The following is a 25,289-nucleotide window of genomic DNA, read 5'->3' as shown; positions in this document are numbered from 1 at the left end:
GGGGCGGAAGCGTCGCACGGCATGTCCGGTCAGGCCAGCTTGCGCTTCAGGAGGTCGTTCACCAGCGCCGGGTTGCCCTTGCCCTGCATGGCCTTCATGGTCTGGCCGACGAAGAAGCCGAAGAGCTTGTCCTTGCCGCTGCGGTATTCGGCGACCTTGTCGGCATTCTTGGCCATGACCTCGTCGATCATCGCCTCGATGGCGCCGGTATCGGTCACCTGCTTCAGCCCGCGCTCCTCGACGATGGCGGCGGGCGGCTCGCCCGTCTCGAACATCGCTTCCAGCACTTCCTTGGCCAGCTTGCCGGAGAGCGTGCCGTCCTTGATCAGGTCCAACAGCCCGCCGAGGTTCTCGGCAGAGACCGGCGAATCGCCGATGCTGTGGCCGGTGCGGTTCAGGCCCGCGAAGAAATCGCCGGTGACCCAGTTGGCCGCCATCTTCGGATCGCGGCCCGCGGCCACAGTCTCGTAGAAGGCCGCCGTTTCCTTTTCCAGCGTCAGCACATGGGCGTCGTAGGGAGTCAGGCCGTAGTCGCCGACATAGCGGGCGCGGCGCGCATCCGGCAGTTCCGGCAGGCCAGCCTTCAGCTGCTCCACCCAGCTCTGCTCCAGCACCAGCGGCGGAAGATCGGGGTCCGGGAAGTAGCGGTAGTCATGAGCATCCTCCTTGGAGCGCATCGACCGCGTCACGCCGCGGGAGGTATCGAACAGGCGGGTTTCCTGCACGACTTCCTCGCCCGCTTCCCAGACTTCCACCTGCCGGCGCGCCTCGGCCTCCACGGCCTGCATCACGAAGCGGATGGAGTTGACGTTCTTCACCTCGCAGCGCGTGCGGAATTCCTCGCCCGCCTTGCGGACGGAGACGTTCACGTCGGCACGCAGCGAGCCCTGCTCCATGTTGCCGTCGCAGGTGCCGAGGTAGCGCAGGATCTGCCGCAGCTTGGTCAGATAGGCACCCGCTTCTTCCGGCGAACGCAGGTCGGGCTCCGACACGATCTCCATCAGCGCCACACCGGACCGGTTGAGGTCGATGTAGCTCTTGGTGGCATGCTGGTCGTGCAGCGACTTGCCGGCATCCTGCTCCAGATGCAGGCGCGTGATGCCGATGTTCTTGGTGCTGCCGTCCGCAAGTTCGATCTCGATCTCGCCCTTGCCGATGATCGGGAACTCGTACTGGCTGATCTGATAGCCCTGCGGCAGGTCCGCGTAGAAGTAGTTCTTGCGGTCGAAGCGCGACCACAGGTTCACCTGCGCGTTCAGGCCGAGGCCGGTGCGCACGGCCTGCGCCACGCATTCGCCGTTGATCACCGGCAACATGCCGGGGAATCCGGCATCGATGAAGCTGACCTGGCTGTTGGGCTCGGCGCCGAATTCGGTGGCGGCGCCGCTGAACAGCTTGGCCTTGGAGGTGACCTGGGCGTGCACTTCCAGCCCGATCACCACTTCCCAGGCGCCCGTGGCGCCTTCGATCGTGTAGCTCATGCCGCGGCCTTCAGGGCGGGGGTGGCGGTAAACTTGGCGGCCTGCTCGATGGCACGGCCGACCGCGAAGACGGTTTCCTCATCGAAGGACTTGCCGAGTACCTGCAGGCCCAGCGGCAGCCCCTGCGCGTCCAGCCCGGCGGGCACGGAAAGGCCCGGAATGCCGGCGAGGTTGGCCGTCACGGTGAAGACGTCGTTCAGGTACATCGCGACCGGGTCGTCCCGCTTCTCGTCGCGGCCGAAGGCGGCGGAGGGGGTCGCCGGCGTCAGGATGGCGTCCACCTTGCCCCAGGCCTCGTCGAAGTCGCGCTTGATCAGCGTGCGGATCTTCTGCGCCTTCAGGTAGTAGGCGTCGTAATAGCCGGCGCTGAGCACATAGGTGCCGATCATGATGCGGCGGCGCACTTCCTCGCCGAAGCCGGCGCGGCGGGTGCGCTCATAGAGGTCCTTCAGGTCCACGCCGTCCTCGCGCAGGCCGAAGCGCACGCCGTCATAGCGGGCAAGGTTGGAGGAAGCCTCGGCCGGGGCCACGATGTAGTAGGTCGGCAGTGCGTACTGCGTATGCGGCAGGCTGATATCGACCGTCTCGGCGCCCGCTTCCTTCAGCCAGGCGATGCCCTGCTGCCACAGCGCCTCGATCTCGGCCGGCATGCCCGGCAGGCGGTATTCCTTCGGGATGCCGATACGCAGGCCCTTCACGCCACGCTTGCAGGCCGCCGCGAAATCCGGGACCGGCATATCGGCGCTGGTGGAGTCCTTGGGGTCGAAGCCGGACATGGAACCGAGCAGGATGGCGCAGTCCTCAACCGTGCGCGCCACCGGCCCCGCCTGGTCCAGCGAGGAGGCGAAGGCCACGGTGCCAAAGCGGGAAACGCGGCCATAGGTCGGCTTGATGCCCGCGATGCCGCAGAAGGCGGCCGGCTGGCGGATGGAGCCGCCGGTATCGGTCGCCGTGGCGCCCAGTGCCATGCGCGCCGCCACCGCCGCGGCGGAGCCGCCGGAGGAACCGCCTGGCACCAGCGCGGCATCGCTGTTCTGGCGCTTCCAGGGGTTTTCCACACCGCCGAAGGCGGAGGTGGCGTTGGAGGAGCCCATGGCGAACTCGTCCAGGTTCGCCTTGCCCAGGAACACGGCGCCATCCCGCAGCAGGTTGGCGGTCACGGTGCTCTCATAGGGCGGCACGAAGTTGCCCAGGATCTTGCTGGCCGCCGTGGTGCGGATGCCGGTGGTGCAGAAGAGATCCTTGATGGCCAGCGGGATGCCGGTCAGCGGCTTGGCCTCACCCTTGGCCAGCGCGGCCTCGGCGGCCTTGGCCTGTTCCAGCGCGGCCTCGGCCGTGACGGTGATATAGGCGTTGATGCGCGGGTTCAGCGCCTCGACGGCGGAAAGGTAGGTCCGCGTCAGCTCAACGGCGCTCAGGTCGCGCTTCACCAGCAGGTCGCGGGCCTCAGCCAGCGTCAGGTCGAAAATGCTGTCCATGGCGATCACTCCACCACCTTGGGAACCGCGAAGAAGGCACCGGCACGGTCCGGCGCATTGGCCAGCACCTTGTCCTGGATGCCACCGTCGGTGACCTCGTCGGCGCGCATGCGCAGCGCCTGGGTGCCGCCGCCGGCCATGGGCTCAACGCCGTCGGTGTTCACGGCTTGCAGTTGCTCGATCCAGCCCAGGATGCCGTTCAACTCGGATTGCAGGCGGGGCAGCTCGTCTTCCTCGACCCTGATACGGGCAAGCGACGCGACGCGCCGAACGGTGGCGGTGTCGAGCGACATGTGTGGTCTATCTTTCAGTGTGTGTTGGCACGTGGTGTTGGCACGCCTGAGTGGCCGGACCATAACCACCGGCATGCCCTTGTTCAACCTGAGCGACCTTCGCGCCGGCCTCGTGCGTCATCAACGGCTGATCGGCCTGGACCCCGGCAAGCGGGTGGTGGGGGTCGCGCTGTCGGATGTCACGCTCATGCTGGCCAGCCCTTATGGCGGGCTGAAGCGCGGCAAGCTGGCCGCCAATGCGGCCGAGATCACCGCCATCGCCCGCAAGGAGGGCGCGGGCGGGCTGGTGGTCGGCCTGCCCCTGGGGCTGGATGGCAGCTTCGGCCCTGCGGCACAGGCGGCAAAGGACTGGGCCATGGCCCTTTCCGAGGCCACCGGCCTCCCGGCCGCGCTCTGGGACGAGCGGCTATCCTCCTCGGCCGTCAACCGCATGCTGATCCAGGAAGCGGACATGACGCGTGCCAAGCGTGCGCAGGTCGTTGATGCGGCGGCCGCCGCCTATATGTTACAAGCAGCGCTGGACGCCACTGCCTCATCCTCCCCCTGACCCGCCGCCCGTCGAGAGGACATGCCTGACACTCCAGCTGATCTGATCGCCGATCTCTACGACATGGCCACCGGCGGTTCCTTCGGCGGCCCGGACTGGCAGGCAGTGCTGGACCGCATCGCAGGCTTCAGCAGGTCACAGAGCGGCGCGCTGCACGTCACCTCGCCGGCCGGGGAAGCCACGATACTGGGCGCCTATGGCTGCGACAGTTCCATGGCAGAGGCCTATACGGCTCATTTCCACCAGCTTGATGCCTTCCGCCAACCCTTCCGCAGCTTCCAGCCCGGTGAGCTGATGCTGAGCCACGAGTACCTAATGGACGCCGAGCTGAAGGCCTCGGAATTCTATAACGATTTTCTCCGCCCCAAGGTCGGCGATGCCTTCTATAACGCTGGCGCCTACTGGGCACTGCCGGGCAAGCGGTGGCTCTTCCTGGGCATCGCGCGAACCCGGCGCGCGGGTCCGGTATCCCGGCGCGGCACCGATCAGCTGCGACAGGTCCTGCCGCACCTGCCGCGTGCGTTGCAGCTGGCCGAACGAACCGGCGCCAACCAAGCAGTGCGGGACCTCGGCCTCGACGCCCTCGACCTGCTGCCCAGCGGCGTAATGGTGCTGGAAGCGGACCGGCGCGTCGCCTTCGCCAACCGCACGGCAGAGCGGCTGATGCGCCAGGCCGGCATCACGCTGAGCCCCGGCGGCCAGTTGCGGCTGCGCGCGACGGAGGAGGACAACCTGCTGGCCCAATTGGTCTGGCAGGCGACGCGGCAGGAAGGCGGCACGCCCCCCTTGCCCGGCACCATGCTCTGCGCCTGCGATGCCGCGGGCAGATTGCAGCGCACCTTGCTGGTGGCGCCCTTCCAGCCCCGGCAGCATCACCGTGGCGAAGGTAGCCGTCCCCTGGCCCTGGTGCTGATGACCGACCCGCCCGGCCAGCCGGCGGACCTCGCGGGGCGGTTGGCACAGTTGTTCGGCCTCAGCCCCTCCGAGGCCGAGGTAGCGGTGGCGCTGGCCGCCGGCCTGAGCCCGGAGGACATCGCGCGGGAGCGGGCGGTGCAAACCAACACCATCCGCGGCCAGATCAAGTCAGCCATGTTCAAGACAGGCACCCGGCGCCAGGGCGAGTTGATCCGCCTGCTGCTCTCCCTGCCCCGGCTCGCTTCCTGAGCCTCAGCGGGGCCGAGTTGTCGGAGGGGACTTTCGGTGCGGCGGCGGCACCGTTATGGTCGCGCGCCTCTAGCCGGACTGATCCTTGCCATGGTCGCTTATCCGCACCGGCATCTCCTCGCCCTTCAAGGGCTGGAGCCGCCTTACATCGCCGATCTGCTCGATCTGGCCGAATCCTATGCCCTGTTGAACCGCAGCGGAAAGACGCAGCGGGACCAGCTCAAGGGCCGCACGCTGATCAACCTGTTCTTCGAGGACAGCACCCGCACCCGCACCTCCTTCGAGCTGGCGGGAAAGCGGCTGGGCGCGGACGTGATCAACATGTCCGTCTCCCAGTCCTCCGTGAACAAGGGGGAGACGCTGCTCGACACCGCCTCCACCCTGAACGCCATGCATTGCGACCTGCTGGTGGTGCGCCACGCTCAGTCCGGCGCCCCCGCCCTGCTGAGCCAGAAGGTGGATGCGGCGGTGATCAATGCCGGCGACGGCACGCATGAGCACCCCACCCAGGCGCTGCTGGATGCGCTGACCATCCGCCGCCACAAGGGCGCGCTGGAGAACCTGACCGTCGCCATCTGCGGCGACGTGCTGCACAGCCGGGTGGCGCGTTCCAACATCCATCTGCTGTCCGCCATGAACTGCCGCGTGCGCGTGGTGGGCCCGCCCACCCTGCTGCCCGCCGAGGTGGAGCGGATGGGCGTGGAAGTCTTCCACGACATGAAGTCCGGCCTGCGGGACGCCGACGTGGTCATGATGCTGCGCCTGCAGAAGGAGCGCATGGCCGGCGGCCTGGTGCCTTCCGCCCGCGAGTATTTCCGCTTCTTCGGCCTGGATGCCGCCAAGCTGGCCGTGGCCAAGCCGGACGCCATCGTGATGCATCCCGGCCCGATGAACCGCGGCGTCGAGATCGACAGCGCCGTGGCGGATGACCCGGTGCGCAGCGTCATCGGCGAACAGGTGGAGATGGGCGTCGCCGTGCGCATGGCGGTGCTCGATATTCTTTCGCGTAACCTGCGGCGGAACGCCCGGCCATGATCCCCTCCCCGGACATCCTTTTCACCAATGCCCGGCTGGTGGACCCCGCCTCCGGCCTGGATGCGGCGGGCAACCTGTTGGTCAGCCGTGGCGTCATCGCCGACCATGGCGGCTCGCTGGGCGTGCCCGATGGCGCCACGGTGGTGGACTGCGGCGATGCCGTGCTGGCCCCCGGCCTGATCGACCTGCGCGCCAGCCTGGGCGAGCCCGGCAACGAGTACCGCGAGACCATCGACAGCGCCGCCGAGGCGGCTGCGGCGGGCGGCATCACCACCCTCTGCGCCCTGCCCGATACGCTGACGCCGCTGGATGACCCGGCGCTGCTGCAATTCGTCTGGCGGCGCGGCGAGGCTGGCGGCAGCCTGTCCATCCTACCCTATGGCGCCGCGACCAAAGGCTGCGCTGGCAAGGACCTGTCGGAATTCGGCCTGCTGCGGGAGGCCGGCGCCGTGGCCTTCACGGATGGCTCCCGCGCCATCGGCAATGCCCGCACCATGCGGCTGGCGCTGTCCTATGCCCGCGCCTTCGGCACCTTCGTGGTGCAGCACCCGGAGGAGCCGGACCTCGCCCGCGGCGGCGTCGCCACCGAGGGCGAGATGGCCAGCCGGATGGGCCTGCCCGGCATCCCGGCCGCCGCCGAGGCGATGATGGTGGCGCGCGACATCGCGCTGGCCCGCATCACCAAGGGCCATGTGCATTTCGCCCATGTCTCCACCGGCGCCGCGCTGGACCTGATCCGGCAGGCGAAGGATGAGGGCCTGCGCGTCACCTGCGACACCGCGCCCCCGTATTTCGACCTGAACGAGACCGCCATCGGCGACTTCCGCACTTACGCCAAGCTCTCGCCCCCGCTGCGGCGGGAGGAGGACCGGCTGGCGGTGGTGGCCGGGCTGAAGGATGGCACCATCGACGCCATCGCCTCCGACCACCAGCCGCGCGACGCCGATGACAAGCGCCTGCCCTTCGCCCAGGCCGAGGCCGGCGGCGCCGGGCTGGCGACCCTGCTGGGCGTGACCCTGGCCCGCGTGCATGGCGGCGACCTGACGCTGCCGCAGGCCCTGGCCTACATGACGCAGAAGCCCGCCGAGCTGCTGGGCCTGGAGACCGGCCGCCTGACCCGCGGCGCCCCCGCCGACCTCGTGCTCTTCGACCTGGAGCGCGGCTGGAAGGTCGAGGACGGCAAGCTGCCGGGCAAGGCGCAGAACACGCCCTTCGACGGACGGCCGCTGGAAGGCCGGGTTCTGGGCACCTGGAAGGCCGGGCGGCGCGTCTTCGGATGAACACCCCGCTCATCGCGGCCGCCGTCATCGGCTACCTCTCCGGCTCCGTGCCCTATGGCCTGCTGCTGACGCGGGCGGCGGGGCTGGGGGATATCCGCTCCATCGGCAGCGGCAATATCGGCGCCACCAATGTGCTGCGCACCGGCAACAAGAAGGTCGCCGCCGGCACGCTGCTGCTGGATGCGCTGAAGGGCGCCATCCCGGTGCTGGCCTTCACCGCCCTCTGGGGCCGGGATGCCGGGCTGCTGGCGGGCATCGCCGCGCTGCTGGGCCATGTCTTCCCGGTCTGGCTGCGCTTCAAGGGCGGCAAGGGCGTGGCCACCGGCGCCGGCATCCTGCTGGCCGCCTCCTGGTGGATCGGGCTGCTCTGCGCCCTGGTCTGGGTGGCCATGGCCAAGATCACCCGCATCTCCTCGGCCTCGGCGCTGACGGCCTGCGTGGCGGCGCCGGTGATCGCGCTGCTGGCCGGGGACAGGCTGCTGGCCGGCTTCGCGCTGGTCGTGACCCTGATCATCCTCTGGCGCCATGCCGACAATATCCGCCGCCTGCTGGCGGGCACCGAACCGAGGATCGGCAAAGGCAAGTGACCCGGGCCGAGACCCTCGCCCTGCTGCGGCTGACGCGCACCGAGGGTATCGGCCCCCTCACCTGGCGCCGGCTGCTGGGGCAATACGCCACGGCCAGCGCGGCGCTGGAGGCCCTGCCCCGGCATGCGGCCCGCCGCGCCGCGCCCTTCACGCCCTATCCGGCCGCCGAAGCGGAGCGGGAGCTGGACCGGCTGGAGGATCTCGGCGGCCGCTTCCTGGTATGGGGCGAGGAGGATTACCCGCCCCTCCTGGCCCTGCTGGAGGATGCGCCGCCCCTGCTGGCGGTGGTGGGCGATGCTGCCTGCCTGCATGCCCGGCAGGTCGCCATCGTTGGCGCCCGCAATGCCTCCGCCCTCGGCCGCCGCATGGCCGAGGAACTGGCCGAGGCGCTGGCGGAGCAAGGCATCGTCGTGACCTCCGGCCTGGCGCGCGGCATCGACGGCGCGGCGCATGCCGGCGCGCTGCGGACGGGGCAGAGCATCGGCGTGGTTCCCGGCGGCCTCGATGTCGCCTACCCGCCCGAACACGCGGAATTGCAGTCGGCCCTGGCGGAAGGCGGCGCCGTAGTGGCCGAGGCGCCGCTCGGCACCGCGCCGATCGCCCGGCATTTTCCCCGCCGCAACCGCATCATCGCCGGCCTGAGCCTGGGCGTGGTGGTGGTGGAGGCTGCCTATCGCTCCGGCACCCTGATGACGGCCCGGCTGGCATTGGAGGCGGGCCGCGAGGTCTTCGCCGTGCCCGGCAGCCCGCTGGACCCGCGCTGCGCCGGCTCCAACGACCTGATCCGGCAGGGCGCGCACCTCACCGGCACCGCCGCGGATGTGCTGGAGCACCTGCCGGACGCCCCTCATCCCATGCCCCTGTTCCGCCCGATGACCCCGCAAACCCGCGCATCAGCGCCGCAAGCGGCGGTTGTGACGGAAGGCGCCCCTGGCCAACTCCTTGATTTGATAGGGAACAGTCCGGTTGCAGTTGACGAGTTGCTTCGGCGCTGCCACCTCTCGCCTGCTGCGGTGCAGGGTATCCTGCTGGATCTGGAGCTGGAAGGGCGTATCGAGACCCTCACCGGCAACCGTGTCGTCCGCAGCGTTTAGTGACTGAATCCGCCTGGGTCCGGCCCGCCCCCATCGTGGCCAGAGAGAGCACGCGACACCTGCCATGACCGACGTCGTCGTCGTCGAATCGCCGGCCAAGGCGAAGACCATCAACAAGTATCTGGGCGAGGACTTCACTGTCCTGGCCAGCTTCGGCCATGTGCGCGACCTGCCCGCCAAGGACGGCAGTGTGCGGCCAGATGAAGATTTCGCCATGGACTGGTCCTCCGAGGACCGGGGCGAGAAGCAGGTCTCGGCCATCGCCAAGGCCGTGAAGGGCGCCAAGCGCCTCTTCCTGGCCACCGACCCGGATCGCGAAGGCGAGGCCATTTCCTGGCACGTGCAGGAGATGCTGCGGCAGAAGGGCGCCCTGAAGGGCGTCGAGGTTCACCGCATCACCTTCAACGAGATCACCAAGCGCGCCGTCCAGTACGCGCTGGAGCATCCGCGGGACCTGGATACGCCGCTGATCGAGGCCTACCTAGCCCGCCGCGCGCTGGACTACCTGGTGGGCTTCACGCTCTCCCCGGTGCTGTGGCGCAAGCTGCCCGGCAGCCGCTCGGCCGGCCGCGTGCAGTCGGTGGCGCTGCGCCTGATCTGCGAGCGCGAAGCCGAGATCGAGGCCTTCAAGGCGCGGGAATACTGGACCGTCGAGGGCAAGTTCCTCACCGTCAACAGCGCCCCCTTCACCGCCCGGCTGACGCATCTGGAGGGCAAGAAGCTCGACCAGTTCGACCTGCCGGACGAGGCCAGCGCCATGCGCGCCCGCGCCGCCGTGGAGGCCGGCAGCTTCACGGTCGTCAATGTCGAGAAGAAGCGCGTCCGGCGCAATCCGCCGCCGCCCTTCACCACCTCGACGCTGCAGCAGGAATCCTCGCGCAAGCTGGGCTTCGGCGCGCAGCAGACCATGCGCCTGGCCCAGCAGCTCTACGAAGGCGTGGACATGCAGGGCGAGACCGTCGGCCTCATCACCTACATGCGTACCGACGGCGTGCAGATGGCGCGGGAGGCGATGTTCGCCATCCGCGACCATGTGAAGGATGCCTTCGGCCCCGACTACGTCCCGGCCGCGCCGCGCGAATACTCCTCCAAGGCCAAGAACGCGCAGGAAGCGCACGAGGCCGTGCGCCCCACCGACGTGCGCCGCACGCCGGAACAGGTCGCCCGCTTCCTGAGCCCCGAGCAGCGCCGGCTTTACGAGCTGGTCTGGAAGCGCGCCGTCGCCAGCCAGATGCAATCCGCCGAGCTGGACCAGACGGCGGTGGATATTGCCTCCGGCGGCACCAAGCTGCGCGCCACCGGCAGCGTCATTGCCTTCGACGGCTTCCTGAAGCTGTACCGGGAGGACGTGGACGATGCCGTGGGCGATGACGAGGAAGGCCGCACCCTGCCGCCCATGCGGCAGGACGACCCCTCCAAGCTGACCGCCGCCCAGGCGGACCAGCACTTCACCCAGCCGCCGCCGCGCTACTCGGAAGCCTCGCTGGTGAAGAAGATGGAGGAGCTGGGCATCGGCCGCCCCTCCACCTACGCCTCCATCCTGCAGACCCTGCAGGACCGCGATTACGTGAAGCTGGACAAGCGCCGCTTCATGCCGGAGGACCGTGGGCGGCTGGTCACCACCTTCCTGGTCTCCTTCTTCGAGCGCTACGTGGACCCGCATTTCACCGCGGGGCTGGAAGAGCAGCTCGACGACATCTCCGGCGGCCGGGCCGACTGGCGCGCGGTGATGCGGGCCTTCTGGGACGAGTTCAACGCCGCTGTCGCCGCGACCAAGGACCTCACCATCACCGAGGTCATCGACGCGCTGGACGAGGAGCTGGGCCGCCACTTCTTCCCCACCCCGGCGGATGGCGGCGACCCGCGCGCATGCCCCAACTGCCACACCGGCCGCCTGGGCCTGCGCCTGGGCCGCAACGGCGCCTTCATCGGCTGCTCCAACTATCCGGAATGCCGCTACACCCGCCCCCTGGCGGTGCCGGGCGGCGAGGCTGAGGGCGAAGGCGGCGGCCTTGCCGGCGGCCACAGGGAGCTGGGCGTGGACCCGGTCTCCGGCCAGGATGTCACGCTGCGGCGCGGCCCCTACGGCGTCTATGTGCAGCTTGGCGAGGGCGGCACGGATGCCAAGGGCAAGCCGACCAAGCCACGCCGAACCAGCCTGGCACGCGGCATGGACCCGGAGACGCTGACGCTGGAGCGCGCCCTGGCGCTGCTTTCCCTGCCGCGCGTCGTCGGGCTGCATCCGGAAAGCGGCGACGAGATCACCGCCGCCATCGGCCGCTTCGGCCCCTACGTGAAGATGGGCAGCATCTTCAAGTCGATCGACAAGGATGACGATGTCCTGTCCATCGGCATCAACCGCGCGGTGTCACTGCTGGCGGATGCCGCGGCGCGGGTGCGGAGCCTGGGCCCGCATCCCAAGGATGGGGAGCCGGTGGAGGTCAAGAAGGGTCGCTTCGGTCCCTTCGCGCAGCATGCCGGCTTCGTTGCCAGCCTGCCGCGCGACATGACCATGGAGGACATCACGCTCGACCAGGCGGTGGCGCTGCTGGCCGAGAAGGGCAAGAAGCTGCCGCCCAAGGGCAAGAAGGGCGCGGCCAAGAAGGCTCCGGCCAAGAAGGCTGCCGCCACGGATACCGAGGCGGCACCGAAGCCGAAGAAGGTCGCTGCCAAGAAGCCGGCGGCGGCGAAGAAGCCCGCGGCCAGGAAAGCGGCCGCCAAGCCTGCGAAGGTGAAGGCCTGAGCGGCGCCTCGGATAGCGGCGACAGCAGCGGCGCCCTGCCGCCGCTGCCGACGCGCGAGCAGCTTCGCCGCTTCCTGCGCGATGCGCCGGGCGATGTCGGCAAGAGCGACATCGTCCGCCACTTCGGCCTGTCGGTAGACCAGCGCCCGGCCCTGCGCGCCCTCTTGCGGGAGCTGGAGGCGGAAGGCGTGGTCGCCCGCTCGGGCCGCCGCCGCACCCGTGACATCCAGAAGCTGCCGGAAATCGCGGTGGTGGAGGTCTTCGGCACCGATCCCGATGGCGATCCCCTCGCCCGCCCGGTGGAATGGGCCGGCGAAGGCCGCCCGCCGCTGGTCTATATGCGGCCCGAACGCCCCGGGCAGCCCGCCCTGGCCCCCGGGGAGCGGGTGCTGGCGCGCCTCCGCTCCATGGGTGGCGGCAAGTATGACGGCCGCACCTTCAAGCGCCTGGGCGCCGCCGGGCCGGCGCGCGTGCTGGGCATCTTCGCCAATGGCCGCGTGGTGCCGGTGGACAAGCGCCAGAAGGCAGAATGGTCCGTGCCTGCCGGCGAGGATGGCGGGGCCGAGCCCGACGAACTGGTGCTGGCCGAGCCCATCACGCATTTCGGCGCCGGGCTGCGCCCGGTCCGCATCATCGAGCGCCTGGGGCGGATGGACTCGCCCCGCGCCGTCTCGCTGATCTGCATCCACCAGCACGGCATTCCCGAGACCTTCGCGCCCTTGGCCCTGGCCGAGGCGGAAGCAGCCGGCCCGGTGGACCTGCAAGGCCGCGAGGACCTGCGCGAGATCCCGCTCGTCACCATCGATGGCGAGGACGCGCGCGATTTCGACGATGCCGTCTGGGCGGCGGCGGAAGGCACGGGCTGGCGCGTCATCGTCGCCATCGCCGATGTGGCGCATTACGTCCGCGGTGGCAGCGCGCTGGATGACGACGCCCGCACGCGCGGCAACAGCGTCTATTTCCCCGACCGCGTCGTGCCGATGCTGCCGGAGGCACTGTCCAACGGCTGGTGCAGCCTGAAGCCCGGCGAGAACCGCGGCTGCCTCTTCGTCGAGATGCATTTCGATGCCGCCGGAACCAAGACCGCGCACCGCTTCGGCCGTGGCCTGATGCGCTCCGCCGCCCGGCTGACCTATGAGCAGGTGCAGGAAGCGCATCTGCGCGGCGAGATGACCGAGACCCTCGCCCCGCTTTTCGGCGCCTATGCCGCCCTGCTGGCGGCGCGGGAGAAGCGCGGCACGCTGGACCTCGACCTGCCGGAGCGCCGCGTGCTGCTGGACGAGAACGGCCAGGTGCGTGACGTGGTGCCGCGCCAGCGCCTCGACTCCCACCGGCTGATCGAGGAATTCATGGTCGCCGCCAATGTCTGCGCGGCCGAGACGCTGGAAAAGACCGGCCAGCCCTGCATGTACCGCGTGCACGACCGGCCTTCGGACGAGAAGCTGGAAGGGCTGCGGCAGTTCCTGGACAGTTTCGATCTCGACCTGCCGGCGGCGGGCGAACTGCGGCCCCGCCACTTCGCCGACCTGCTGGAAAAAACCAAGGACATGCCGGAAGCCCGGCTGATCCATGAGGCCGTGCTGCGCGGCCAGTCGCAGGCCGAATACAGCCCGGAGAACATCGGCCACTTCGGCCTGGCGCTGCCGCGCTACGCGCATTTCACCAGCCCCATCCGCCGCTATGCCGACCTGCTGGTGCACCGCGCGCTGATCGCCGGCCTGAAACTGGGGCCGGAAGGCATTCCGCCTGCGGATGCCGAGGAATTCGCCGCGATCGGCGAGGCCATCACCCGCACCGAACGCCGCGCCGCCGCCGCCGAACGCGATGCCGTGGACCGCTTCCTGACCGGTTTCATGGCGACACGCACCGGCAGCATATTCGCCGCGCGTATTTCGGGGGTGACACGCTTTGGCCTCTTCGTCACCGTAGAGGAGAATGGCGCGAGCGGAATCGTGCCATTGTCATCCCTGCCGGACGATCGATGGATTCACGAGGAGGCCGAGCGTCGGCTCTCCGGCCGCCACACGCGGCTGGCTTTCAGCCTGGGACAGGCCGTCGAGGTCCGTCTGGCCGAAGCGGCGCCCCTGACCGGCGGGCTGGTCTTCCACATCATGCAGGGCGTGCCGCCACGCGGCGCGAGGAAGCGGTAGCGGCCGCCGCGGTCCTGCTCCGGCGCCTGGGCCTTGTCCTGGTGCTGCTGGCCCTGCTGCTCGCGGCTCCCGCCCGCGCGCAGGAGGCGCCCTTCCCGCGCTCCGTGGTGCTGCCGGCGCTGCAGCAGGCCTTCACCGCCATCATCGAACGCCACCTGGAATCCGCGGCACCCGCCGACATGGCCTTGTGGTCGCTTCGGGGCCTTGGCGCCGTCGATATCCGGTTGAGCACGGAAGTCTCGGCCGGTCAGATGCGGTTGAGGATCGGCGACCGGCTGCTGCTCGAACAGCCGGTGCCGCTGTCCCTTCCCGCGCCGCCGCCGCAGGGCCGCCGGGGCATCCGCCAGCCCCCGGCCGAGGAACCCGCCGCCGAAGTACTGGCCGGGCTTCTGACGCGCTTCTACGCCGCTGCCTGGGCCGCCTCGCCCCTGCTGCAAGGTGCCGGCATCGAGCGCGTGTTGCAGGCCGGCTTCGACGAGCTGTTCAACCACCTCGACCCCTATAGCCGCTACGTCACCGCCGATGAGGCCTTGCAGGCGCGTGAGCGGCGGGTCGGGCAGTCCTCGCTGGGCCTGCGGCTGGCGGGCGGGCGGCGGGGCTCCGTGGTGGTCGCCGCGGTGGTGCACGATGGCCCCGCGGCCCAGGCCGGGCTGCGGGAGGGCGACCAGTTGCTCTCCATCGACGGCTATGCCGTCTCGGCCCGCCGCATCACCGACGCTGCGGAACTGCTGGAAGGGCTGACCGGCACCGAGGTCACGCTCGTGCTGCGGCGGGGCAACCAGCGCCATGTCGTCACCCTGCTGCGCAGCGCCGCGCCGGGTCGGACGCTGCGGGCGGAGCGGCAGGATGGCATCCTGTGGCTTCGGCTCACCGCCTTTTCCTCCCACACCACCGAGGCCCTTTCCGAACTGCTGAACGAAGCCTTCGCGGAGCCGCAGCCGCCCCGTGGCGTGGTGCTGGACCTGCGCGGCAATCGGGGCGGCGTGCTGTCCCAGGCCATGTCGGTGGCCGATGCCTTCCTGATGGATGGGCCGATCGCCAGCAGCCTGGGCCGGCACCCCGATTCCGTTCGGGTCTGGAACGCCGCGGGCACCGACCTCTCCCAGTCCCGGCCGCTGGTGATCCTGGTGGATGGCCGCACCGCCTCCTCGGCCGAGATCGTGGCGGCGGCGCTGTCCGACCGTGGGCGGGCGGCCGTGGTGGGCAGTTCCACCCTCGGCAAGGGCCTGATTCAGATCGTTATCCCGCTGACCAACGGCGCGGAAGTGCTGATCTCCTGGTCCCGCGTGCTGGCGCCGCAGGGCTGGCCGGTGCAGGGCCTGGGCGTGCAGCCCACCATCTGCACCAGCCTGGGCCTGGAAGCGGTGCGGACGGAGCTGGCGCAGCTTGGCAATGGCCAGGCTCCCCGCGCGCCAGTGCTGGCCCGGCTGCGGGCCGCCCGCCCGCCGGTGCCGGCCAGCGAGGTCGCCGCCCTGCGTGCCACCTGCCCCCCGGCCGAGGAGCGGGAACTGGATTCGGAGGTCGCGAAGGCCCTGATCGACCATCCAAGGCTGCTGGCGACGGCGCTTTCCCCTTGATTCCGTGCCAGATGCAAGGATCTGCTTGACTGTAGCGGGTGGCGCGCTAGGTTCCGCCCCCTGATCAGACCCCCGGGAATGCGGCTCCGTATCGCCCGGCTCAGCCTGCACCCCGCCCGGTTGACCACTGGGGCGACCACGGAAGAATAGACATGGCCAAGTCCAACACCATTCTCATCAAGCTCATCAGCACCGCCGATACCGGCCACTTCTACGTGACGAAGAAGAACACGCGCTCCACGACCAACAAGCTGGAGTTCAAGAAGTACGACCCCGTCGTGCGCAAGCACGTCGTGTACCGCGAAGGCAAGATCAAGTAAGCAGCGCCGCCCGCCATCTGGCGGGCGCAGCGATGCTGCTTCGAAGGGCCGTTCCCTGCCGGGACCGGCCCTTTTTCGTGGCCGGACCCGTTCCTCAGGCCACGCCGGCGTTGCGGCGGCGCCAGTCTTCCGGCACGGCCAGTTCCACCCGGTTGCGGCCATTGGCCTTGGCCCGGTAGAGTGCCGCGTCGGCGGCCGAGGTCAGGTCGTCCAGCGTATCCCCCGCCCGGCTGACGGCCACGCCGATGCTGGCGGTGATGGACAGCGGCTTGTGCTGCTCCAGCGTCACCGGGGAGTCGATCAGGGATTCGCGCAGGCGCTCCGCCACCTGCAGCGCTTCCTCCTGCCCTGCCCCGGCCATGGCGACGACGAATTCCTCGCCGCCGAAGCGCGCCACCACGTCCACGGCCCGCAGGTGCCGCCGCATGCGCAGGGCCACGTCCTGCAGCACCTGGTCCCCGGCGGCATGGCCATAGGTGTCGTTGACCGTCTTGAAGCGGTCCACGTCCAGCATCAGCAGTGCCACGCCACCGGCGCGCAGCAGCCCTTCCAAGTGGCGGGTGATGTAGCGGCGGTTGCGCAGCCCGGTCAGGCCGTCCGTCACCGCCATTTCCAGCGAGCGGTTCAGCTCCGCCTGGAGCCGCTCCTGGTAGCGTTTGCGGCGGATCTGGTTGCGTGCACGGGCCCGCAGCTCATTGGGGTCCACCGGCCTCAGCACATGGTCGTTGGCGCCCAGGTCGAAGCCGCGCAGGATCAGGTCCTTCTGGTCCGCATCGCCGATCAGCAGCACCGGCAGGTCCCGCGTCGGGGCCTGGGCGCGCAGGCGGGAGGCAAAGCGCAGCCCGCCGCCTTCCATCGACAGGCTCAACAGCGCCAGGTCGTATTGCTCATCCTCCAGCATCGACCAGGCGGTGGCGGGGTCGGAAGCCAGCCGGATCTGGATGCCATCGCCGGACAGCACGCTGGAGAGCAGCTCCGCCTCGTTCACATCCTCCGTCACCAGCAGCGCCTCGGCGCCGGCGAGGTTGGTGGACGGCTGCGGCTCGGGCGTAAAGCCCAGTTCCTGCGCCGTCTCGGCCCTCAGGCGGAAGGCGTCCAGCACCTGCTTCATGCGCAGCAGCGCGCGCAGCCGGGCAAAGAGCGTCGGGTGATCGACGGGCTTGGAGAGGAAGTCGTCCGCCCCGGCCTCCAGCCCCCGCACGCGCTCCGCCGGGTCCACCAGCGCAGTGATCATGACAACGGGAATATGCGCGATGTCGGGATTGGCCTTCAGCCGCCGGCAAACCTCGTAGCCATCCATGCCGGGCATCATGACGTCCAGCAAGATGACATCCGGCATCCATTCCGCCGCGCGCTCCAGTGCCTCGGGGCCTGAGGAGGCCAGCGCGACCTCGTAGTATTCGGCATTCAGCCGCGCTTCCAGCAGACGCAGGTTGGCGGCGATATCATCCACCACCAGGATACGCGCACTCATGCCGCCGGCTCCTCCGCCGCAGGAAGACAGCAAGGAACCGCCAGGGCTCCCCACCGGGTTGTCACAGCGCCGCCGCACCGCCTTTGTCCGACATCATAGGAGCGACAGGGGCAGTCTTGCCAGCCGGAGTGACAACAGCGCCACCTCCTGTCTGGCAAGATCCACGCACGGTGCCTAGCGCTGTTCCCGCTCAATCAGCATCGCCCGCAGTGGGTGAACATTTTCTTACCAATGCGGTCTCGAAACAGATCAACGTGCTTGAAACTGCGTCTTGCCGAAAAGCTGCTCGCGTTCCGCATCGCTCATCGGACCGCTTCGCTGATTCTCGGACAACACGGCAACACCGCGTTGCACCGCAGGCCGCGCGGCAATGGTGTCATGCCAGCGCTTCACGGCCGGATATTCCGACAGGTCGATGCCACGCCGATCCGGATTACGGACCCATGGAAAGGTGGCGATATCGGCAATGGAATATTCGTCGCCAGCCAGATAGGCGCTGGTGCCGAGGCGCTTGTCCAGCACGCGATGCAGGCGCCTCACCTCATTCCCATAGCGCTCGATGGCATAGGGCAGCTTCTCGGGCGCATAGGCGGCGAAATGGTTGTACTGGCCAAACATCGGCCCGACACCGCCCATTTGGAATATCAGCCACTGCAGGCAGGTATAGCGCGCCGCCGCATCGGCCGGGATCAGCCGCCCCGCCTTCTCCGCCAGATAGATCAGGATCGCGCCGCTTTCGAAAAGCTGGATGCGCTGACCGTCGGGCCCGTCCGGGTCCACGATGGCGGGGATGCGGTGGTTGGGCGTGATCTCGAGGAATTCCGGATTGAACTGCTCGCCCTTGCCGATGTTCACCGGCACGACGCGATAGGGAAGCTCCAGCTCCTCCAGCGCGATATGGACCTTGTGGCCGTTCGGGGTCGGCCAGCTCCAGACGTCGATGGTCATGCTCTACCTCGATCCTTGCAGCGGGCAGATGGGAATCGCAGCCCTGGCCACAAGCCTAGCCGCCGGCGATGTCGGACACGAAGCCCGAGAGCACCATGCCGAGGATCAGGTCCAGCAGCACGAAGCCCAGGGCCCGGCCACTACCCACCTGCAACGCCAGCCCGGTGCCGAACCATTGCAGCCACAACGCATATCCGAGCCCTGCCAGCTCCAGCGTCTGCCCCAGCCAGCTTGGCAGGCCAGCACCGGAGAGCAGCCCCAGCAGCAGGATCAGGCCGTACTGCACCAGGCTGATCCAGTTCCAGGTAGCCAGGAAGCGCGGCCAGAGCGGCGCACGGCCCGCGGCCATCGCCATGGGCAGGGTGGCCAGGGCATAGCCGGCCCAGCCCGTCGCGAAGCCGCACAGCTCCGCCGTCAGCGCGCGGCCGGACAGCGGCTGGTCGTTCAGCAGCAGGCGCATGATCAGAAAGATCGGCAGGCAGAGCGCCGTCGCCCAGAAAGAGCGGGCAGCGCCTTCCGCCGAGATCGGCATCAGCATGATGCCTTCCACACGCCCCCGCGCGAGCAGCAATGCCCCACGCAGGCCCGCGCGCATCTCCGCCCGCCCGGCGGCGCTCGGCAGGTGCAGGCTCAGGCGGCGGTCCGTGCCGGCAGCAGCGCGGCGATCACGGTGGCATAAAGGCGGGACAGGGCCCGCAGCTCCTCCACCGGCGTGGACTCATTGGCCTTGTGCATGGTGGTGCCCACGGCGCCCAGTTCCGCCACGGGGCAGTAGCGCGCGATGAAGCGGGCATCCGAGGTGCCGCCGCCCGTATCCAGCGCAGGCTCCACGCCGGTCACCTGCCGGGTGGCGGATTGCAGGGCGCTGACGAAATCACCCGGCTGCGTCAGGAAGGATTCGCCGGAGCAGGAGACATCCAGCTCATAGCGCGCGCCCTCGGCCTCCAGCAGGTCGCGGATGCGGGCGGTCAGCTTGGCGCTGCTGTGCAGGTCGTTGAAGCGGATGTTCATCCGCGCCCGCGCCACCGGCGGGATGACATTGGTGGCCGGGTTGCCGACATCGAAGCTGGTGACCTGCAGGGTCGAAGGCTCGAACCACTCGCTGCCGGCGTCGAGCGGCTCGGCGGTCAGCTGGTGCAGCACGCGCACCAGCCGGTGGATGGGGTTGTCGGCGCGCTGCGGATAGGCGCTGTGCCCCTGCACGCCATGCAGCGCGATGGAGACATTCATGCTGCCGCGCCGGCCGATCTTGATGGTGTCGCCCAGCACCGCCTTGCTGGTCGGCTCCCCCACGATGCACATGTCGGGGATCTGGCCATTGGCCTCCATCCATTCCAGCACGCGCACGGTGCCGTCGGTGGCCGGCCCTTCCTCATCGCCCGTGATCAGCAGCGACAGGCTGCCGGGCAGGTCCCGCGGCAGGGAGGCCACGGCGGCGATCCAGGCGGCAATGCCGCCCTTCATGTCCACCGCGCCGCGGCCATAGACGGTGCCATCCCGCACTTCAGCGCCAAAGGGGTCGGTGTTCCAGCCGGCGGCATCGCCCGGCGGCACCACATCCGTATGGCCGGCGAAACAGAGATGCGGCGCCTCCGTACCACGGCGGGCAAAGAGATTCTCGATCTCGCCGAAGCGCAGGCGGGTGCAGGTGAAGCCCAGGGGCACCAATGCCGCCTCCAGCACCGCCATCGCGCCCGCATCGGCGGGCGTCACGCTGGGGCAGCGGATGAGATCCTGGAGAAGCGGCAAAGGGTCCATGGAAGGATACTTAGTCCCGCAGCAGCTCGTTGATGGAGGTCTTGCTGCGCGTCTGGGCATCCACGCGCTTCACGATCACGGCACAGTAGAGGCTCGGGCCCGGCGTACCATCCGGCAGCGGCTTGCCCGGCAGCGAGCCCGGCACCACCACGGAATAGGGCGGCACGTGGCCGACAAAGACCTCGCCCGTCGCGCGGTCGACGATCTTGGTGGAGGCGCCAAGGAAAACGCCCATGGAGAGCACGCTGCCCTCACCCACGATCACGCCCTCCGCCACCTCAGAGCGCGCGCCCACGAAGCAGTTGTCGCCGATGACCACCGGGTTGGCCTGCAGCGGCTCCAGCACGCCGCCGATGCCGGCGCCGCCGGAGATATGGCAGTTCTTGCCGATCTGGGCGCAGGAACCGATCGTGGCCCAGGTATCGACCATCGTGTTCTCATCGACATAGGCGCCGAGATTCACGAAGGAGGGCATCAGCACCACGCCCTTGCCGATGAAGGCGGAGCGGCGCACCACGGCGCCCGGCACGGCGCGGAAGCCGGCCTCGCGGAAGCGGTTCTCGCCCCAGTCCTTGAACTTCAGCGGAACCTTGTCATAGGCGCCAAGGCCGACATCCATCGGCGCGCTGTCTTCCAGGCGGAAGGAGAGCAGCACCGCCTGCTTCAGCCACTGGTTGACCTTCCAGCCACCCTGCCCGTCCGGCTCCGCCACACGGGCCTTGCCGGAATCCAGCAGCTCCAGCGCCGCCTCGATCGCCTCGCGATCCGCGCCCTGCGTGGCGGGGGAGATCTCGGCGCGGCGGGCCCACAGGCCCTCGATGGTGGAGGAAAGGCTGGCGAGGTCCATGGAATGATCCCGATCGGCGCGAACTGAAAAAACGTCCGCGCCGGTATCGGGTGGGTCCGGGCCGCTGTCAACAACGGCCCGGGCAGGCGAGGCTCAGGGGCGGATCAGCGTGCCCGCGCCGCCTTCGGTGAAGAGCTCGATCAGCACCGCATGCGGCACCCGGCCATCGACGATGACGGCAGCCTTCACGCCCTTCTCAATGGCATAGATGCAGGTCTCGATCTTCGGGATCATGCCGCCCGAGATCCAGCCGGCGGCGATGCCGGCGCGCGCCTCGGCCACCGTCATCTCCGGGATCAGCTTCTTGTCCTGGTCCAGCACGCCGGCGACATCGGTCAGCATCAGCAGGCGGGATGCGTTCAGCGCGCCCGCGATGGCGCCCGCCGCCGTGTCGGCGTTGATGTTGTAGGTCTGGCCATCCACGCCCACGCCCACCGGCGCCACCACCGGCACGATCTGCGCGCCGATCAGCAGCTCCAGTACATGCGGGTCCACATGCTCCGGCTCGCCGACGAAGCCGAGGTCCAGCACCTTCTCGATGTTGCTCTCAGGGTCCAGGTAGGTGCGGGCCAGCTTCCTGGCGCGGATCAGCCCGCCATCCTTGCCGGAAATGCCGACAGCGATGGCGCCGGCGCGGGTGATGCAATCCGCCACCTGCTTGTTGACGGTGCCGGAGAGCACCATCTCGACCACGTCCACGACATTGCCGTCCGTGACGCGCAGGCCGTTGACGAACTGGGACTGCACGTTCAGCCGCTTCAGCATGGCGTTGATCTGCGGGCCGCCGCCGTGCACCACCACGGGGTTCACGCCGACCTGCTCCAGCAGCGCGATGTCGCGGCCGAAGCGGTCTGCCGCCTCGGTCTCGCCCATGGCGTGGCCGCCGTATTTCACGACAATGGTCTGGTCGTCGTATCGCTTCAGCAGCGGCAGTGCCTCGGCGAGGAGTTCCATCTGGTTGCGCGCGTCTTGGTCCATGACGGTCCCTGTGCTGGCGAGGCTGCCTTCGCGCCGCCTCTAGGATGTCAGGGCCGAGGGGTCAAGCTCGCGCCCTGGCAAGGGCGCGAGGCATTCAGGCGAGATCGGGAGGCGGCGCCGCCAGGGCGGCCAGCTCGGCGCGCAGTTCCGGGATGCCGAGCCCGGTCTCGCTGCTGGTGGTGATCACCAGCGGATGCGCGGCGGTGTATTTCTTCACCAGCGCCTGTGCTTCCTCCTGCCGCTTGGCCAGCGGCCCCGGCTTCACGTCATCGGCCTTGGTCAGCACGATCTGGAAGGTGACGGCGGCTTCCGTCAGCAGCTTCATGGCCGCGTGGTCGGAAGCCTTGGTCTCGATCCGGCTGTCCAGCAGCAGCACCACGCGCCGCAGCGTCGGGCGACCGCGGAGGAAGTTGAACATCAACCCCTGCCAGTCCTCCTTCACGCTCTTCGCGGCCTGGGCGTAGCCGTAGCCTGGCATATCGACCAGCACCAGCCGGTCGCCCAGATTGAAGAAGTTCAGCTGCTTGGTGCGGCCCGGCGTGTGGGAAACACGCGCCAGGCTGTTCTGCCCCGTCAGCGCATTGGTGATGGAGGACTTGCCGACGTTGGAGCGGCCGCAGAAGGCCACTTCCGGCAATCCGACCTCGGGCAGCTGATCGATGGACTGGGCGGCGTAGAAGAAATTGCAGGGGCGGCAGAACAGCAGCCGCCCCTCTTCCAGCGCCGCCGCGCGCTCGTCCTCGTCGCGCGCGTCGGCGAAACCGGTCATCGCTTGGCCTTCGCCAGCTTCTTGGCCTGCGCCTGCTCGGCACGCTCATGCCGGCTGATCCAGCCCTGCTGCGCCACGGAGAGCAGATTGTTCCAGGACCAGTAGATCACGAGGCCCGCCGGGAAGCTCGCCAGCATGAAGGTGAAGATCACCGGCATCCAGGTGAAGATCTTGGCCTGGATCGGGTCCGGCGGCTGCGGGTTCATCTTCTGCTGCAGGAACATCGTGCAGCCCATGATGATGGCCCAGACCGGCATGTGCAGCATGGCCGGCGGATCCCACGGGATCATGCCGAACAGCGTGAACAGGTTGGTCGGGTCCGGCGCCGAAAGGTCATGGATCCAGCCGAAGAACGGCGCGTGCCGCATTTCGATGGTGACGAACAGCACCTTGTAGAGCGCGAAGAAGACCGGGATCTGGATCAGGATGGGCAGACAGCCGGAGGCGGGGTTCACCTTCTCCGTCTTGTACAGCGCCATCATCTCGGCCTGGGCCTTGGCCGGGTCGTCCTTATACCGCTCACGGACCTCGGTCATCTTCGGCGCCAGCATCTTCATGCGGGCCATCGACTTGTAGGCCTTGGACGCCAGCGGGAAGAACAGCGCCTTCAGCGCCACCGTGAAGACCAGGATGGCGATGCCGAAGTTGCCAAACAGCTTGAACAGCCAGTCCAGCGCATAGAAGAACGGCTTGGTCAGGAAGTAGAACATACCGAAATCGATCGCTTTGTCGAAATCGGTGATGTGCAGCGTGTCCTGGTAACGGTCCAGCAGATGCACTTCCTTGGCGCCCGCGAAGACGCGGGTGCCCAGCGCGCCGGTGGCGCCAGCGGCGATCTGCTGCGCGGCCGGCGGCGCGAAGTCCACCTGCCAGCGGTTCTCCCAACCATCGCCGGACAGATGGCGCCAGGTGACCTTCATCGGCTGCGCCACATCCACCGGATTGATGGCGGCCAGCCAATACTTATCGGTGAAGCCGGCCCAACCACCGTTGGTCTCCTGCTCCAGCGCGATGCCGCGCTTCTCAGGCCCCGCATCCTTGGCGCTCTTGTAGGTCGTCTCGTGCAGGCGGCCGCCGAGCACACCGACGAAGCCCTCATGCAGGATGTAGAAGCCAGCGACATAGGGCGTCGTCTCGCGACGGACGCGCGCCCAGGGCAGCACGGAAACAGGCTCGGCGCTGTTGTTCACCACCCGCTGGTCGGCCTGGAACATGTAGTTCTCGTCCAGGCTCAGCACGATCTGGAAGGTCTGGCCCTGGCCGTTGTCCCAGGACAGCGTCACCGGCTTGCCCGGCGCCAGCGGCCCGCCCTGCACGGTCCAGTCCGTCTCGTTGTCCGGCACGCGGGTGCGGCCATCGGCGGCGGACCAGCCCCACTGGGCGTAGTAAGGGTTCGCCTCGTCCCGCGGCGCGAAGAGCCGCACGTTGGGCGAGAGCTTATCGGTGGTCTCGTGGTAGTCCTTCAGGACCAGGTCATCGAGCCGGGCGCCGCGCAGGTTGAGGCTGCCGGCCAGGCGCGGGCTGTCGATCTTCAGGCGCTCAGGCGCCGGGCGGTTGGTGGCGGCAGCCTGGGCGGCATCGGCCGAGCCCGGGCTGGCTGGCGTCACCGCCGGGGCATTGGCGCCCGGCGTCGTCTGCTGGCTGGCAACGGCCGGCGCAGGCTGAGGGGCCGGGGTCGTCTCGCGCTTCCACAGCTCGAAGCCCAGGACGATGAGGATCGAGAGCGCGATCGCCGCAAAAAGTCGCTTCTGGTCCATCGGAGCGGTGCCATCAGGCCTTCTGGTGGGCCGCCGTCGAAACCGGCGGGCAATTCGATTCCGCTTCCGTCTTCCCCGGTTCGGGGGGCGGGAGCGGCACGGGGTCGTATCCCCCAGGATGCCAGGGATGGCAACGGAGCAAGCGACGCGCGGCGAGCCAGGAGCCCCGCGCGGCGCCATGCGTGTCCAGCGCCTCGATCGCATAGGCACTGCAATGCGGGTAGAAGCGGCAATGGCTGCCGATCACGCCCCGCAGCGTCAGCTGGTAGGTGCGGACCGCGCCCTTCAGCAGCATCGCCGCCGGGGCCCGCCCCTTCAGGCGGTTCATGGCGTGACGCCCAGCTGCTTCAGCAGACCGCGAAGGTCGCCCAGCAACTGGCGGAAGTTCCGCTCGCCGGTGGCCTCGCGGCCGATCATCACCAGGTCCCAGCCTTCGGGCGCACCCTCGGCCAGCATCAGGCGCGCGGCCTCGCGCAGCCGCCGCTTGGCGCGGTTGCGCACCACGGCATTGCCCAGCTTCTTCGTGCAGGTAAAGCCCACGCGAAGCGGCCCCGCCGTTCCCGGCAGGGCCTGCAACACCAGACCCGGCCGGGCGGCGCGGTTCCCCTTGCCGGCGACGCGCAGAAACTCGCGCCGCCGCTTCAGACGAGGCGGTGAGGCCAATGGCTGCTCCCCGCGTCCTGAAGCCTTAGGCGGAGAGCTTCTTGCGGCCCTTGGCGCGGCGGTTGTTCAGAACCTTGCGGCCACCCACGGTCTCCATGCGGGTGCGGAAACCATGCCGGCGCTTCCGGACGAGCTTCGAGGGCTGATACGTACGCTTCACGAGCGTTACTCCGTCAAAAAAATCCAGATCCAGGACCGTGCCGACCCGGATCGTGCCGGCGCGCCACAGCAAAACCGGACCGCCCATGGAGGGGCCGCCCGGTGAAGGAGGGGACGTATAGGAAGTGGGGTGGTGGCGCGTCAACCGCCGTAACCTCCCGACACTCTTTTGCATCACCATTTTGGC

The 25,289-nt window shown here is 68.9% G+C and carries 24 protein-coding genes; 10 read left to right on the top strand and 14 right to left on the bottom strand.

All coding sequences use genetic code 11. The annotated features are described in order from the left end of the window. Window positions 1–29: 29 nt before the first annotated feature. Genes gatB through gatC form a run of 3 tightly spaced genes read right to left on the bottom strand, consistent with a single transcriptional unit; the run spans window position 30 to window position 3,252 of the window. The gene (gene gatB, locus EBE87_RS06830; RefSeq protein WP_120637241.1) at window positions 30–1,481 is read right to left on the bottom strand and encodes an Asp-tRNA(Asn)/Glu-tRNA(Gln) amidotransferase subunit GatB; all 1,452 of its coding nucleotides are present in this window, start codon (window positions 1,479–1,481) and stop codon (window positions 30–32) included. Continuing rightward, window positions 1,478–2,959 carry an Asp-tRNA(Asn)/Glu-tRNA(Gln) amidotransferase subunit GatA gene (gatA, locus tag EBE87_RS06825; protein ID WP_120637240.1) on the bottom strand — a complete coding sequence of 494 codons (1,482 nt, stop codon included), beginning with the start codon at window positions 2,957–2,959 and terminating at the stop codon, window positions 1,478–1,480. Before gatA ends, gatB begins: the two co-directional genes overlap by 4 nt. Before the next feature lie 5 nt (window positions 2,960–2,964). Then, entirely contained in the window at window positions 2,965–3,252 is a 288-nt protein-coding gene (gatC, locus tag EBE87_RS06820) for an Asp-tRNA(Asn)/Glu-tRNA(Gln) amidotransferase subunit GatC (RefSeq protein WP_120637239.1), read from the bottom strand. Window positions 3,253–3,325: 73 nt separating this feature from the next. Here gatC and ruvX point away from each other — a divergent pair, with 73 nt between their 5' ends. From ruvX to rpmG, 10 genes are all read left to right on the top strand, one after another. Continuing rightward, complete coding sequence (gene ruvX, locus EBE87_RS06815) at window positions 3,326–3,799, top strand: Holliday junction resolvase RuvX (protein WP_120637238.1); 474 nt, start codon at window positions 3,326–3,328, stop codon at window positions 3,797–3,799. A 21-nt stretch (window positions 3,800–3,820) separates the two neighbouring features. Further along, the gene (locus tag EBE87_RS06810; protein WP_147425971.1) at window positions 3,821–4,963 is read left to right on the top strand and encodes a helix-turn-helix transcriptional regulator; all 1,143 of its coding nucleotides are present in this window, start codon (window positions 3,821–3,823) and stop codon (window positions 4,961–4,963) included. Window positions 4,964–5,053: 90 nt separating this feature from the next. Next, entirely contained in the window at window positions 5,054–5,998 is a 945-nt protein-coding gene (locus EBE87_RS06805; RefSeq protein WP_120637236.1) for an aspartate carbamoyltransferase catalytic subunit, read from the top strand. Then, window positions 5,995–7,278 carry a dihydroorotase gene (locus tag EBE87_RS06800; protein ID WP_120637235.1) on the top strand — a complete coding sequence of 428 codons (1,284 nt, stop codon included), beginning with the start codon at window positions 5,995–5,997 and terminating at the stop codon, window positions 7,276–7,278. Before EBE87_RS06805 ends, EBE87_RS06800 begins: the two co-directional genes overlap by 4 nt. Continuing rightward, window positions 7,275–7,865, top strand: coding sequence for a glycerol-3-phosphate 1-O-acyltransferase PlsY (plsY, locus tag EBE87_RS06795; protein ID WP_120637234.1), 591 nt, complete (start codon window positions 7,275–7,277; stop codon window positions 7,863–7,865). The genes EBE87_RS06800 and plsY overlap by 4 nt, the downstream gene beginning before the upstream one ends. Continuing rightward, window positions 7,862–8,959 carry a DNA-processing protein DprA gene (dprA, locus tag EBE87_RS06790; RefSeq protein WP_120637233.1) on the top strand — a complete coding sequence of 366 codons (1,098 nt, stop codon included), beginning with the start codon at window positions 7,862–7,864 and terminating at the stop codon, window positions 8,957–8,959. The genes plsY and dprA overlap by 4 nt, the downstream gene beginning before the upstream one ends. A 64-nt stretch (window positions 8,960–9,023) precedes the next feature. Beyond that, window positions 9,024–11,702: a type I DNA topoisomerase gene (topA, locus tag EBE87_RS06785; RefSeq protein WP_120637232.1), complete on the top strand. Its 2,679-nt coding sequence runs from the start codon at window positions 9,024–9,026 to the stop codon at window positions 11,700–11,702. Beyond that, on the top strand, window positions 11,699–13,852 hold the full coding sequence (rnr, locus tag EBE87_RS06780) for a ribonuclease R (protein ID WP_199707188.1): 2,154 nt from the start codon (window positions 11,699–11,701) through the stop codon (window positions 13,850–13,852). Before topA ends, rnr begins: the two co-directional genes overlap by 4 nt. Window positions 13,853–13,893: 41 nt before the next feature. Continuing rightward, window positions 13,894–15,429 carry a S41 family peptidase gene (locus EBE87_RS06775; protein ID WP_120637230.1) on the top strand — a complete coding sequence of 512 codons (1,536 nt, stop codon included), beginning with the start codon at window positions 13,894–13,896 and terminating at the stop codon, window positions 15,427–15,429. Window positions 15,430–15,581: 152 nt separating this feature from the next. Further along, window positions 15,582–15,749: a 50S ribosomal protein L33 gene (gene rpmG / locus EBE87_RS06770; RefSeq protein WP_120637229.1), complete on the top strand. Its 168-nt coding sequence runs from the start codon at window positions 15,582–15,584 to the stop codon at window positions 15,747–15,749. A gap of 94 nt (window positions 15,750–15,843) precedes the next feature. Here the strand turns inward: rpmG and EBE87_RS06765 are convergent, their stop codons facing one another. The 11 genes from EBE87_RS06765 to rpmH form a co-directional block, all read right to left on the bottom strand. Next, window positions 15,844–17,223: a PleD family two-component system response regulator gene (locus tag EBE87_RS06765; protein ID WP_120637228.1), complete on the bottom strand. Its 1,380-nt coding sequence runs from the start codon at window positions 17,221–17,223 to the stop codon at window positions 15,844–15,846. Window positions 17,224–17,472: 249 nt separating this feature from the next. Continuing rightward, entirely contained in the window at window positions 17,473–18,171 is a 699-nt protein-coding gene (locus tag EBE87_RS06760) for a glutathione binding-like protein (protein ID WP_120637227.1), read from the bottom strand. A gap of 55 nt (window positions 18,172–18,226) precedes the next feature. Continuing rightward, window positions 18,227–18,766: a hypothetical protein gene (locus tag EBE87_RS06755; RefSeq protein ID WP_120637226.1), complete on the bottom strand. Its 540-nt coding sequence runs from the start codon at window positions 18,764–18,766 to the stop codon at window positions 18,227–18,229. Between the two features lie 35 nt (window positions 18,767–18,801). Beyond that, on the bottom strand, window positions 18,802–19,929 hold the full coding sequence (gene dapE, locus EBE87_RS06750) for a succinyl-diaminopimelate desuccinylase (protein ID WP_120637225.1): 1,128 nt from the start codon (window positions 19,927–19,929) through the stop codon (window positions 18,802–18,804). A 10-nt stretch (window positions 19,930–19,939) separates the two neighbouring features. Then, window positions 19,940–20,776 carry a 2,3,4,5-tetrahydropyridine-2,6-dicarboxylate N-succinyltransferase gene (dapD, locus tag EBE87_RS06745; RefSeq protein ID WP_120637224.1) on the bottom strand — a complete coding sequence of 279 codons (837 nt, stop codon included), beginning with the start codon at window positions 20,774–20,776 and terminating at the stop codon, window positions 19,940–19,942. A gap of 93 nt (window positions 20,777–20,869) precedes the next feature. Further along, entirely contained in the window at window positions 20,870–21,754 is an 885-nt protein-coding gene (argB, locus tag EBE87_RS06740) for an acetylglutamate kinase (RefSeq protein WP_120637223.1), read from the bottom strand. A gap of 94 nt (window positions 21,755–21,848) precedes the next feature. Then, window positions 21,849–22,523 (bottom strand): ribosome biogenesis GTP-binding protein YihA/YsxC, encoded by a 675-nt coding sequence (yihA, locus tag EBE87_RS06735; protein ID WP_120637222.1) that lies wholly within the window; start codon window positions 22,521–22,523, stop codon window positions 21,849–21,851. Further along, entirely contained in the window at window positions 22,520–24,280 is a 1,761-nt protein-coding gene (yidC, locus tag EBE87_RS06730) for a membrane protein insertase YidC (protein WP_120637221.1), read from the bottom strand. The genes yihA and yidC overlap by 4 nt, the downstream gene beginning before the upstream one ends. A 13-nt stretch (window positions 24,281–24,293) precedes the next feature. Beyond that, a complete protein-coding gene (yidD, locus tag EBE87_RS06725) occupies window positions 24,294–24,608 on the bottom strand; it encodes a membrane protein insertion efficiency factor YidD (RefSeq protein WP_408887699.1) in 315 nt (104 codons plus the stop codon). Next, window positions 24,605–24,943, bottom strand: coding sequence for a ribonuclease P protein component (gene rnpA / locus EBE87_RS06720; protein WP_120637220.1), 339 nt, complete (start codon window positions 24,941–24,943; stop codon window positions 24,605–24,607). Before rnpA ends, yidD begins: the two co-directional genes overlap by 4 nt. A gap of 25 nt (window positions 24,944–24,968) precedes the next feature. Next, window positions 24,969–25,103, bottom strand: a complete 135-nt coding sequence (gene rpmH, locus EBE87_RS06715) for a 50S ribosomal protein L34 (protein ID WP_040291947.1) — start codon at window positions 25,101–25,103, stop codon at window positions 24,969–24,971. Between the last annotated feature and the right edge of the window lie 186 nt (window positions 25,104–25,289).

This window comes from Teichococcus wenyumeiae (assembly GCF_003696345.1).
GTDB lineage: Bacteria > Pseudomonadota > Alphaproteobacteria > Acetobacterales > Acetobacteraceae > Pseudoroseomonas > Pseudoroseomonas wenyumeiae.
The sequence above is the reverse complement of the archived record's forward strand: the minus strand, read 5'-3'. Positions and strand labels throughout refer to the sequence as shown.

What these genes read in the sequence shown, in the direction of transcription:
- yihA (WP_120637222.1), bottom strand. Translation starts at nt 22,523, where the DNA reads ATGACCGGTTTCGCCGACGCGCGCGACGAGGACGAGCGCGCGGCGGCG.
- EBE87_RS06760 (WP_120637227.1), bottom strand. Translation starts at nt 18,171, where the DNA reads ATGACCATCGACGTCTGGAGCTGGCCGACCCCGAACGGCCACAAGGTC.
- yidC (WP_120637221.1), bottom strand. Translation starts at nt 24,280, where the DNA reads ATGGACCAGAAGCGACTTTTTGCGGCGATCGCGCTCTCGATCCTCATC.
- rpmG (WP_120637229.1), top strand. Translation starts at nt 15,582, where the DNA reads ATGGCCAAGTCCAACACCATTCTCATCAAGCTCATCAGCACCGCCGAT.
- ruvX (WP_120637238.1), top strand. Translation starts at nt 3,326, where the DNA reads ATGCCCTTGTTCAACCTGAGCGACCTTCGCGCCGGCCTCGTGCGTCAT.
- EBE87_RS06805 (WP_120637236.1), top strand. Translation starts at nt 5,054, where the DNA reads ATGGTCGCTTATCCGCACCGGCATCTCCTCGCCCTTCAAGGGCTGGAG.
- gatC (WP_120637239.1), bottom strand. Translation starts at nt 3,252, where the DNA reads ATGTCGCTCGACACCGCCACCGTTCGGCGCGTCGCGTCGCTTGCCCGT.
- gatB (WP_120637241.1), bottom strand. Translation starts at nt 1,481, where the DNA reads ATGAGCTACACGATCGAAGGCGCCACGGGCGCCTGGGAAGTGGTGATC.
- EBE87_RS06800 (WP_120637235.1), top strand. Translation starts at nt 5,995, where the DNA reads ATGATCCCCTCCCCGGACATCCTTTTCACCAATGCCCGGCTGGTGGAC.
- plsY (WP_120637234.1), top strand. Translation starts at nt 7,275, where the DNA reads ATGAACACCCCGCTCATCGCGGCCGCCGTCATCGGCTACCTCTCCGGC.
- dapE (WP_120637225.1), bottom strand. Translation starts at nt 19,929, where the DNA reads ATGGACCCTTTGCCGCTTCTCCAGGATCTCATCCGCTGCCCCAGCGTG.
- dapD (WP_120637224.1), bottom strand. Translation starts at nt 20,776, where the DNA reads ATGGACCTCGCCAGCCTTTCCTCCACCATCGAGGGCCTGTGGGCCCGC.
- EBE87_RS06765 (WP_120637228.1), bottom strand. Translation starts at nt 17,223, where the DNA reads ATGAGTGCGCGTATCCTGGTGGTGGATGATATCGCCGCCAACCTGCGT.
- EBE87_RS06755 (WP_120637226.1), bottom strand. Translation starts at nt 18,766, where the DNA reads ATGCGCGCGGGCCTGCGTGGGGCATTGCTGCTCGCGCGGGGGCGTGTG.
- yidD (WP_408887699.1), bottom strand. Translation starts at nt 24,608, where the DNA reads ATGAACCGCCTGAAGGGGCGGGCCCCGGCGGCGATGCTGCTGAAGGGC.
- argB (WP_120637223.1), bottom strand. Translation starts at nt 21,754, where the DNA reads ATGGACCAAGACGCGCGCAACCAGATGGAACTCCTCGCCGAGGCACTG.
- gatA (WP_120637240.1), bottom strand. Translation starts at nt 2,959, where the DNA reads ATGGACAGCATTTTCGACCTGACGCTGGCTGAGGCCCGCGACCTGCTG.
- topA (WP_120637232.1), top strand. Translation starts at nt 9,024, where the DNA reads ATGACCGACGTCGTCGTCGTCGAATCGCCGGCCAAGGCGAAGACCATC.
- EBE87_RS06810 (WP_147425971.1), top strand. Translation starts at nt 3,821, where the DNA reads ATGCCTGACACTCCAGCTGATCTGATCGCCGATCTCTACGACATGGCC.